9 protein-coding genes and 1 pseudogene are annotated in these 10049 nt (G+C 63.6%); 3 read left to right on the top strand and 7 right to left on the bottom strand.

What is annotated here, in order from left to right; genetic code table 11:
- Positions 1–314: 314 nt before the first annotated feature.
- Positions 315–1617 (bottom strand): annotated as a pseudogene (locus NKH12_RS28790) (MFS transporter).
- On the opposite strand from NKH12_RS28790, the gene NKH12_RS28785 reads away from it, so the two are divergent.
- From NKH12_RS28785 to NKH12_RS28775, 3 genes are all read left to right on the top strand, one after another.
- Complete coding sequence (locus NKH12_RS28785; protein WP_352956227.1) at positions 1571–1825, top strand: hypothetical protein; 255 nt, start codon at positions 1571–1573, stop codon at positions 1823–1825. The pseudogene NKH12_RS28790 and the gene NKH12_RS28785 sit on opposite strands and share 47 nt — an antisense overlap.
- Positions 1826–1957: 132 nt before the next feature.
- On the top strand, positions 1958–2959 hold the full coding sequence (locus NKH12_RS28780; RefSeq protein WP_352956225.1) for an ornithine cyclodeaminase family protein: 1002 nt from the start codon (positions 1958–1960) through the stop codon (positions 2957–2959).
- Positions 2956–4437 (top strand): HAL/PAL/TAL family ammonia-lyase, encoded by a 1482-nt coding sequence (locus NKH12_RS28775; RefSeq protein WP_352956224.1) that lies wholly within the window; start codon positions 2956–2958, stop codon positions 4435–4437. Before NKH12_RS28780 ends, NKH12_RS28775 begins: the two co-directional genes overlap by 4 nt.
- A gap of 52 nt (positions 4438–4489) precedes the next feature.
- Here NKH12_RS28775 and NKH12_RS28770 read toward each other — a convergent pair whose 3' ends face one another.
- The 6 genes from NKH12_RS28770 to NKH12_RS28745 all read right to left on the bottom strand — a co-directional run bounded on the left by NKH12_RS28770 (position 4490) and on the right by NKH12_RS28745 (position 9923).
- The gene (locus NKH12_RS28770; protein ID WP_352956223.1) at positions 4490–5290 is read right to left on the bottom strand and encodes a 3-methyl-2-oxobutanoate hydroxymethyltransferase; all 801 of its coding nucleotides are present in this window, start codon (positions 5288–5290) and stop codon (positions 4490–4492) included.
- 117 nt (positions 5291–5407) lie between these two features.
- On the bottom strand, positions 5408–5719 hold the full coding sequence (locus NKH12_RS28765; protein WP_352956222.1) for a MocE family 2Fe-2S type ferredoxin: 312 nt from the start codon (positions 5717–5719) through the stop codon (positions 5408–5410).
- A 42-nt stretch (positions 5720–5761) separates the two neighbouring features.
- Complete coding sequence (locus NKH12_RS28760) at positions 5762–6850, bottom strand: fatty acid desaturase family protein (protein WP_352956221.1); 1089 nt, start codon at positions 6848–6850, stop codon at positions 5762–5764.
- 91 nt (positions 6851–6941) lie between these two features.
- Complete coding sequence (locus tag NKH12_RS28755; RefSeq protein ID WP_352956220.1) at positions 6942–8123, bottom strand: aldose 1-epimerase family protein; 1182 nt, start codon at positions 8121–8123, stop codon at positions 6942–6944.
- A 16-nt stretch (positions 8124–8139) separates the two neighbouring features.
- A complete protein-coding gene (locus NKH12_RS28750) occupies positions 8140–8922 on the bottom strand; it encodes an ATP-binding cassette domain-containing protein (RefSeq protein WP_502910857.1) in 783 nt (260 codons plus the stop codon).
- Complete coding sequence (locus NKH12_RS28745) at positions 8919–9923, bottom strand: ABC transporter permease (RefSeq protein WP_352956219.1); 1005 nt, start codon at positions 9921–9923, stop codon at positions 8919–8921. The genes NKH12_RS28750 and NKH12_RS28745 overlap by 4 nt, the downstream gene beginning before the upstream one ends.
- Between the last annotated feature and the right edge of the window lie 126 nt (positions 9924–10049).

The following is a 10049-nucleotide window of genomic DNA, read 5'->3' as shown; positions in this document are numbered from 1 at the left end:
TCAGTTGACCAAGCACACGATCGACCATCCGAATCATCTCCCTATCTTCCTTGCGAACGGAATCACCAATCCGATTCTGTGCAAAGGCCTCCTTGTGGGAGAAGGTGGCCGAGCCCACGGGTCTTGCCTTCGGCAAGCCCGAGGACAGGCTCCGCTCGGTCGGATGAGGGGTGCTGGAAGGATCGCTATCTCCACGTAATCACTTAAAATTCCTCGACATTTTGCGCGCCGAGTTTCTTCCAGCACCCCTCAACCGTCTTGGCGCTGCGCGCCAATCCACCTTCTCCCACAAGGGGAGAAGGAAGAGCCCGATTTCAGTTTCGCGGAAAATGGCCCGAAACCTCGGCGCCCGCGGCCGGCGGCAGCGCCAGGAAGCGGAACGAGGCGGCGAGCCCGATTGCGCCGATCGCCAGGAAGGCGAGGCGGAAGTCGAAGAGGTCGAGCGCCGGTCCGCCCCTCGCGATCTGCGACAGGTTGAGCAGCGCCGCCGCGACTGCCACGCCGAACAGCATCGCCACCTGTTGCAGCATGCTGGACAACGTCGCCGCCGAACTGCGCTGCGATGAAGCCACGTCGGCGAAGGCTAGCGTGTTGAGCGCGGTGAACTGCATCGAACGCGACAGTCCGGCGATCAGCATCAGCGCCACCACCAGCGCTTGCGGGGTCTGCGGCGATATCGCCGCGCAGGCCATGATCGACAGCGATGCGATCACGCCGTTGCCGACCAGCACCGAACGGAAGCCGAAGCGCCTCAGCGTCGGTGTCGTCACCGATTTCATGCCGAGATTGCCGAGGAAATAGGCGAGGATCAGCATGCCGGCATCGACGGGTCTGAGGCCGAAGCCGACCTGGAACAGCAGCGGCAACAGGAACGGCGTGGCGTTGATGGCGACCCGGAAAATGGTGCCGGCCGACAGCGTCGATATGGCGAAAGTCTGCACCTTGAATGCTGTGAGATCGAGCAGCGGATTTTTTGCACGCACCAGATGCCGCACAGCCAGCCAGCCGATTAGGATGCCGGCGGCAAGCAGCGCCACGGTCGGCAAGGCGCCGTCTTCCGGATGTGCGATGCGTTCGAGACCGTAAAGCAGGCAAGCAAGCCCGACCGAGGTCAAAAGGAAGCCCGGCCAGTCGAGCGGCTTGGTTTCGGAATCGCGGTCGCCGGGGATGAAGCGAGCAACCAGCGCCAGCCCTGCTATGCCGAGCGGAATGTTGATGAAGAAATTCCAGTGCCAGGACAGATAGGTGGTGATGAAGCCGCCAAGCACCCGGCCCGATCACCGGCGCGAACAGCGCCGGCCAGGTGATCAGCGCCGTGGCATTGAGGAGTTCCGATTTCGGTGCGTTGCGCAGCACCAGGATACGGCCGACCGGCGTCATCAGCGCACTGCCCAGGCCCTGTACGGCACGTGCGGCGACGAACTGGGTCAGGTTCTGCGAGATGCCGCAAGCGATCGAGGCCAGCGTGAACAGCGCGATCGCCACGAGGAAGATGCTGCGCGCGCCGAAGCGGTCGGCGAGCCAGCCCGATAGCGGCACGAACACCGCCATCGTCAGCATGTAGACGGTGATGCCGACGCTCATTGCCACCACCGGCACGCCGAAGGATTCTCCCATCTGCGGCAGCGATGTCGAGATGATCGTCGAATCCAGAAGTTGCATGAAGAAGGCGACGGCGACGATCAGCGCCACGCGCCGCGCCTGCCGCGCCGCCGTCGCAGTCTCGGCCAGGGCTTTGTTTTCGGGAATGGCGGTCATGCGCAGAATTGTACGAAAGTTTTTCCCGCGCCACTGGGAACCAGGCAGTTGTCCGGCAAATCGATGACGCAACGGTTAGAACAGCATTTGGGCGACGCCGTCCAGACCGGGACCAACAAACTTTCGTGTCGTATCGCGACCTGTTATGCGATGGTGAAACTCGCCATCGAACCTCTTTCGACTTGGGAACTGTGTGCGCATGAAACCCATCTACATCGATTATCTCAACGCCCTCGACATCGAAGCGCTTGATATGACCGAGGCGGAGATCATCGAAGCGGTCGAGGCCGGACTGGTGGCGCAGGGCAAGGGCCAGACTGTGATCGAGCCGCGCGTCCATCTCGAGCCGGACCCGTCCTTCAACGGCCATTTCAATGTCTTGCGCGGCTACGTCGCGCCGCTCGATGCGGCCGGCGTCAAGATCGTCGGTGACTATGTCGACAATTACCTGCACGGCCTGCCGTCGGAATTCGGCATCCTCAACCTGTTCGATCCGCGCACCGGCACGCCGAGCGCCATCCTCGACGCCACTGTTATCACCGACATGCGCACCGGCGCCGTCACCGCTATCGGCGCCAAACATCTGGCGAAAGAGACGTCCAAGGTTCTCGGCCATGTCGGCGCGCGCGGCACCGCCTACTGGAACGTGCGCCTGCTCGACCATCTTTTCGACTTCGACGAGATCCGCGTGCATTCGCGCCGGCCGGAAAGCCGTGAAGGCTTTGCCGCCAAGCTGTCCGCCGATCTCGGCAAGAAGGTTACGGCGGTCGCCGACTGGCGCGCTTGCGTCGAGGGCGCCGACATCGTCGTCGAGGCCTCGCGGTTGCCGGAACCTCAGCCGCTGCTGAAGACGGTATGGATCAAGCCCGGCGCGCTGGTGATGCCCTACGGCACGATGAGTGCGGTGGAGCTGTCGCTGACCGACATCATGCAAAAGATCGTCGTCGACGACTGGGGCCAGTGCAAGGGCGGTAAATTCGGCTCGCTGCGCGCCCATGTCGAGACCGGACGCCTGAGCGAACAGCCGCTGCACGCCGAACTTGGCCAGATCGCCGCCGGTCTAAAGCCAGGACGTCAGAGCGACGACGAGACGATCCTGTTCTGGCATCGCGGCCTGTCGCTCTCAGATATCGCGCTGGGCAAGGCGATGCTGGCCAAGGCGCAGGCGCAAGGCATCGGCCAGCGGCTGCGCTTCGCATGAGTGCGCTCATCCTCATCGGAGCCGGCGTTAGTGTCGAGGATGTCGCGGCGGTTGCCCGCGACGGACGCAAGGTGGAAGTAGCCCCCGCGGCCATGGCGAGGCTGGACAGGGCGCGAAAAGTGCTCGACCGCGCCGCCGCTTCTGGTCAGCCGATCTATGGGCTCAATACCGGGCTCGGCGCCAATCTCGGCACGTCGGTCAGCGGCGACGCCAGTGCCTTCCAGCGCCAGTTGCTGGACGGCCGCAGCGGCGCGGTGGGTGACGTGCTGCCGCAAGACATCGTGCGCGCGACGATGCTTGCCCGCGCGGCGATGTTTTCGGCCGGCGGTTCGGGCATTTCATCGGAGGTTTTCGTCGCGCTCATCGACGCGCTCAATGCCGGCGTGCATCCGGTGATGCCGTCGCTGGGCTCGATCGGCGACAGCGACCTGGTGCTGATGGCAACGCTCGGCCGCATGCTGACCGGCGACGGCGACGCCGACTTTCAGGGCCGGCGCATGCCGGCGGCCAAGGCGCTGGCGATGGCGCGCCTCGCCCCCGTCAGCCTCGCCCCCAAAGACGGGCTGTCGCTGATGAGCGCCTCGGCGGTGTCCGCCGGCAGCGGCGCGCTGGCGGTGGTCGACGCACTGTCCGCCTTCGCACATCAACAGCAGGCAGGCGCGCTGACCATGGAAGGTATCGGCGCCAACCAGACGATGCTCGATCCGCGCTTGCAGTCGGCACGACCGGCCGCCGGCCAGCAGCAGGCCGCGCAAGGCATGCGCGATCTTCTGGCACGCGACAAGGCGCCGATGCCGACGACCTTGCAGGACCCGCTGTCGATCCGCTGCATGCCGTCGATCCATGGTGCGCTGTTGCAGACAATCGATCAGGCCAGGCAAGCCGTCGAGATCGAACTCAACGCCGCCGCTGACAATCCGCTGGTGCTGGCCGACGACGACATGGTGCTGTCGACCGGCAATTTCCACACCCCGTCGCTGTCGCTGGCCTTCGAGACGCTTGGCCTTGCCATCGCTCAATGTGCGGCTGCCTGTGCTGCCCGCTTCATCCAGCTCACCGGCTCAGGCCGCAACGGCCTGCCCAAATATCTGTCGCCGGTCGGCGGCGCTTCGGCCGGCTTCGTGCCGCTGCAAAAGACAGTGAGCGCTATCCTCGCCGCCATCCGCCACAAGGCCAACCCGGTAATGCTCGATTTCCTGCCGGTCTCGGAAGGCGTCGAGGATCATGCGACGCAAGCGCCGCTGGCCGTTTCGAAATGCGCCGACATGATCGTGCTGTGGCAGCGGCTGATCGCCTTCGAGCTGATGGCCGCCGCACAGGCCGTAGATCTGCGCGACGGGCTGGCTCTGGCGCCGGCGACCGCCGCGATTCATGCGGCGGTGCGCGCGCTCGTCCTGCCGCTCAAGGAGGACAGGCCCCAGGGTATCGACGCCGAGACGATTTACGCAGCGCTGGCTACCGGAACATGGCGGCCATAGCGCCGGCCGTCGCATATACCCGCTGACGATATTGTCGAGCAGCCGGCGCGTCTCATCCGGCGTCAATCTTCTCCATGAACAGACCGAGCTGGTCCGGGTCCATGTGCACCACATGCCTGTCTTCGGGATAGGCCAGGCTGTTCACGTCGGCGACATACTCGGAAAAAGCAGCCACGCGTTCCGCCTGCAGGCGGTCATATTCGGCGGCGAAGTTGCGGTAGACCTTCGAATGGCGCGGCATGTGGCCACGGTTCTGGCCAAGGATGTCGTCGGCGAACAGATATTGCGCGTCGCAGCCGGTGCCCGCCCCCATCGACAGCATGATCAGCGAGGTCCGTTCCGAAATTGCCTTGGCCACTTCGACCGGCACCACTTCGATCTCGGCGCCGACAGCACCTGCGGCCTCATACTGCTTGACCGCCTCGAAAATCTGCATGGCGCTGTCGGCGGTCTTGCCGACGGCCTTGAAGCCGCCGGTCCAGGTAGCTCGCGACGGGATCAGGCCAACATGGCCGATCACCGGTATATTGTCATCGGCCAGCCGTTTGACGGTGGCATAGCCAGCGCTGCAATAGACCGCGTCGGCGCTCGCCTTGTAGAGCCGGAACGCCCAGCGCACGAAATCGTCGGCTGTGCCGATCTCGTAGAAATTGTCGCCCGGCATGGTGAACAGGCTGGGTGCGGCATCGCGATATTGCGGGTTGAGCACCAGCTCCGGCGGCACCGAGACGATGTCGACCCCGGCTCTTTCGGCGGCCTCGGCCTCGTCCATCGTCAGCACGCGCAGCATGGTCAGTTGCCGCTTGCCCTTCATGGCGCGCAGGTCTGCCACCGTCGGTCTTTTCCGGCTCATCGATTCTGGTCCCCTTTGTTGCATTACGGAAGGCTGGTCAGGCTTCAACTTGCATGATCTTTTCCGAACCGAAGGTCAGCGCAGCCAAAACCGGTTCCCACTTTTCGGGATCATGCTTTAGATCTGGATCATCACCTTGCCAGCCTCGACCTTGACCGGAAAGGTCTGCAGATTGACGCAGACGGGAGCCCCTTTGGCCTGGCCGGTCTTGTAATTGAAGCGGCCATTGTGCTTGGGGCATTCGATGACGTCGTCCATGACAAGCCCATCGGCCAGGTGGGCCTTTTCATGTGTGCAAAACCCGTCGGTGGCAAAGAATTCATCGTCTGGCGAACGATAGATCGCGAAGGTGCGGCCGCCATGGTCGAAGCGGATGACATCCTCTTCGTCGATGTCGTCCACGGCGCACGCTTCGACCCAATCGGCCATCTGTTTCTCCCGAAATTCCTGCATTGCGGCGGCGCGCGGTGCCTATTCAGCTGCTGCCGACATGTTCACTTCGTGGAACTCGCCACGATAGGGCCGCGCCGTCGGCGGCAGTTCGCGCTTGAGGAAATAATCCTCGTATTTGAGCTGCCTGAGCAGGACCGGCCAGACCTCGCGATAGGCATCCCACATCGACGGGTTCGGCGCCGGCAAATCGTGCTTGATCAATTCGTGCAGCCTGGGCAGCGCATGATAGGGCACCATCGGGAACATGTGATGCTCGACGTGGTAGTTCATGTTCCAGTAGATGAACCGGCTGATTGGATTCATGTATACGGTGCGGCTGTTGAGCCGGTGGTCGACCACGTTGTCGGCCAGGCCGATGTGCTGCAGCAGGCCGGTCAGCACCATGTGCCAGGTGCCGTAGAGGCGCGGCACGCCGATGAGCACAAGCGGCACCCATGATCGCATAGTGAGGGCGAGCGCAATCGTCGCGATGTAGATGGCGACATGCCAGCGCGCGGCGATAACGGCCTTGTGCTGTTCCACCTCGGGAACGTAGCTTTTCTCGTCGGGCGTCAGCTTGCCGAATGCCTGGCGCACCAGCGCAGGAAGCGAATAGCGAAAATCGAGGATACCGGTGAAAGCGAGCGCCGCACGCAAAAGGTCCGGCGGGCGCATCACGGCGATCTCGGCATCGCGTCCGACGATGATGGTGTCGGTGTGGTGGCGGGCATGGCTCCAGCGCCAGGTCACCGGATTGCGCATCAGCATGAAGCTGGCAATCTGGTAGACCACGTCGTTCATCCAGCGTGTCCGGAAGGCGGTGCCGTGGCCGCATTCGTGCCAGCGCGAGTCGCTGGAGGAGCCGTAGAGCACGCCGTAGACGAAGAAGAACGGCACGCACCACCAAGTGCCCCAGAAATAAACGCCGCCGGCAGCGGAAGCCAGGATGGCGGCGATCCAGATGATCGTGTCGCGGATCGCCGGACCATCGGAACGTTGCATCAACTCCTTGATCGCCTTGCGCGGGACGTCGGTGTGATACCATTCGGCCGAGGCCAGTCCCGTCTCGATCGCCCTGCGCGTGCTTTCGCCGACCAGGCTGTAGTCGCGCTTCATTGTGCCAGCCATTGTGACCTCCAAATACTGATGGGCCGCGAGCCCTCCCCGCTCCAACCGGAGCCAGCCTCCCAACTGGTGCTTCGCCTCGTCCTCGCCGTCATCACGACCTCCCTGCCAGCACAGGAAAATGCCCCGACGGCCGCGGATAATCCTCCTGCGGCTGCCTGGCGATCGCTGTGATCCGGCTCTCGGCGGCAGCGATATCGCCGGCGCCGTCGAGAACCCGGAACACCGCATTGTAGGAGCGGCTTTCGCCATGCTCCAGCCAGATCATCTCGCCGCGTTCGCGCGCAGCCAGATTGCCTAGCACATGATGCGTCGAGGGTTCTAAGCCCAGCGCATAGTGCCCAGCCTGGAAATTCTGCCATTCATAGGCGCAGGGCAACTGGTCCTTGCGCGTGACGACTTCCAGCCCAAGGCCAAGACGGTCGTTGACCACCGCCACCGGCACTTCCCCGGCGCCGTTAGCACCAAGCTCGTGCTGCCAGACCTGCTCCTCGAAACCCAGTTGCGGCGCCGGCACTGTGCGGTAGCCGACCTTCTGCGCCTCGTAGCGCTCGCCGGCATGTCCGGCCCACACAACATCACGGATCGGCGCCAGATAGCGCGAGCCTTCGTCGAGCACCGGATGGCTAACGTTGATGTGATAAAAGTACATATGCGGCGTGCGGTTGAAGCCGTGATTGACGACACGGTCCGAAAGCCGGATCTCGTTGCCGCCGACATCGGCCTCGATCCGCCGCAACAGATGCAGGTCCTCGCCGAACACCGTCGACTGCTGGACGATGGCCTCGGCCCACAGCACGCAGCGGTCGCCGTCCCACGCTTCGCCATAGCCGGTCAGCCGCGCCGGAATGGTGCTGACGCGGCCATGCAGGGAATGGCGCACCGTCTTCTTCGGCGGATAATTGTAGCTGTCGGCCGGCACTTCGTTCATGAACAATATATGGTCAAGTCCGCAGGTGAGCAGCAGGCCTGAAAACGACCGTGCCCAGGCCAGCCCCTCCTCGCCTTCATATTCGTGCAGGCCGGGATGACGAAAGCCGCTCGGCGAATGCCAGCCGATCGCCTGGCCCTTGAAGTCGCAGTCGGCGATATCGAGCGCCCGGTCGACAAGCGCGGTGAAGCGCAATCCCGAGCCGGTGCGGAATTCGAGCATGCGGATGCCTCGCTCCACGCCGTCGCCGAGCGTCATCAGCCGCACGCCGGCGAATTGCGACAGCATGCCCGAGCGCTCCGAAACCTGCCGGCGCGAAAGCGTCTTGCCGTAAAGCTCTACCATGTGACGGCCAATTCCTTCACTTCGCTCTCGTCTCCTTGAGCAGGGCCGACATGTCGGCGCCGGTGATGATGCTCTCCACAGTCAACAGGTCGGTATCGGCGACCGTCTGCTCGGCGACAATCTCGCCGCGACGCATGACGATGATGCGGTCGGCGACCTGGAAGACATGGTGGATATTGTGGGTGATCAAAAGCACCGAATGACCGGCTGCGCGGACCTCCTTGACGAAGCGCAGCACGCCATGTGTTTCCTCGACACCGAGATTATTGGTCGGCTCGTCGAGGATGATGACCTTGGCGGCGAACTGCATGGCCCGCGAAATGGCGATCGACTGGCGCTCGCCACCCGACAGCGTGCTGACCAGCGCATCGGCGTCGAGCTTTTTCGAGATGCCGACGCGCTTCAAAAGCGCCGAGGCGGCGTCGCGCAATTTGGCGAGGTCGAGCGGCGCGAATACGCCCAGCCATTTCAAGTTGACCGGCTCGCGACCGAGAAAGAGATTGCGCGCGATGCTGAGATCCGGCGCCAGCGACGTGTCCTGATGGATGGTCTCGATGCCGAGATCCATCGCGTCGCGCGTCGCGCGGATCGAGACCTTCTGGCCACGCACATAGATGTCGCCGCGGTCGACGGGGAACACGCCGGAGATGGCCTTGATGAGGGTGGATTTTCCGGCGCCATTGTCGCCGAGCAAGGCCACCACCTCGCCCTCATTAAGTGTGAAGGAGGCGCTCTTCAGGGCGCGGACGCTGCCGAAGGATTTTTGCAGATTCTGCAGCCGAAGCACTTCCATCATCAGCTCCTGGCGGCTTTCTTCTGCAGCAAAGCGTGCAGGATGAGCATGGCAAGGATGATGACGCCGACGAAGATGTTGTAGGCGAGCCCCGGCACGCCGATCAGCACAATGCCGTTGCGAATGGCGCGCAGCATCAGCGCGCCGACGATCGTGCCCAGGATCGTGCCGCGCCCGCCGGTCAGCGCCGTGCCGCCGACCACCACCATGGCGATAACTTCCAGCTCGTAGCCGGTGCCGGCCACTGGCGAGGCAGCGGAGATGCGGAAGGCGCTGATCATCCCGGCCAGACCCGCCAGCACCGAGGTCAGGATGAACAGCCAGATCTTGACCGCATCGGCCGGCACGCCGCGCGCCACCGCCGCGTTGCGATTGCTGCCGATGGCGCTGATCCAGTTGCCGAGCTTGGCGTAGTGCAGCACGTAGATGGCCAGCAACGACAGGCCGACGAACCACCACAGTGAGGTGTAGAACCGGAACGAGCCGACGTTGAAACTACCGGCCAGCAGCGTCACGAAGAAGCCGGGCTGGTCCCATGACTTCAGCGGGAAGCCTTGCGTGATGTAGAGCGCCGCCCCTCGCACCACGAGCAGCATCGACAGCGTCACCAGGAAGGAGGAGATACCGATCTTGGTGACGATCAGCCCGTTGATGGCCCCGATCGCCACGCACAGCAAGAGCCCGGCCAGCAGCGCCACGCCGATGTCAACCTTGCCGCTCTGCACCAGCAGCATGACCACAACCGGCGCCAGACCGAACACGGCGCCAACCGACAGGTCGAACTCGCCCGCCGTCAGAAGCAACGTCATGCCGAGGGCGATGATGCCGAGTTCGGGCAGAAACGCCATCATGTTGGAGATGTTGAGCGGCGACAGGAAGTTGGCGTCGGCGACGGCGAACACCACCAGCAGCACGACGAGGATGACGAGCGAGGAGAATTGCGGCGAGCGGATCAGGCTCGACCTGCGGTTGGCCCCGGGCATTTCCTCTTCAGCGGCAATTGTCATGACTGCTTGAACCATACCTTGGAGCGACGTGCCCCCCCCGGGCGGGGGCCGGCCAATTTAAACACATTGTTTTTAGTTTGAGGGTACGCGCCCACCGTGTGGCGGGGGATAGGGGGTAGGGGGGGG

The sequence above is a fragment of the Mesorhizobium sp. M1322 genome (assembly GCF_040318085.1).
In the GTDB taxonomy this organism is placed as follows: domain Bacteria; phylum Pseudomonadota; class Alphaproteobacteria; order Rhizobiales; family Rhizobiaceae; genus Mesorhizobium.
The sequence above is the reverse complement of the archived record's forward strand: the minus strand, read 5'-3'. Positions and strand labels throughout refer to the sequence as shown.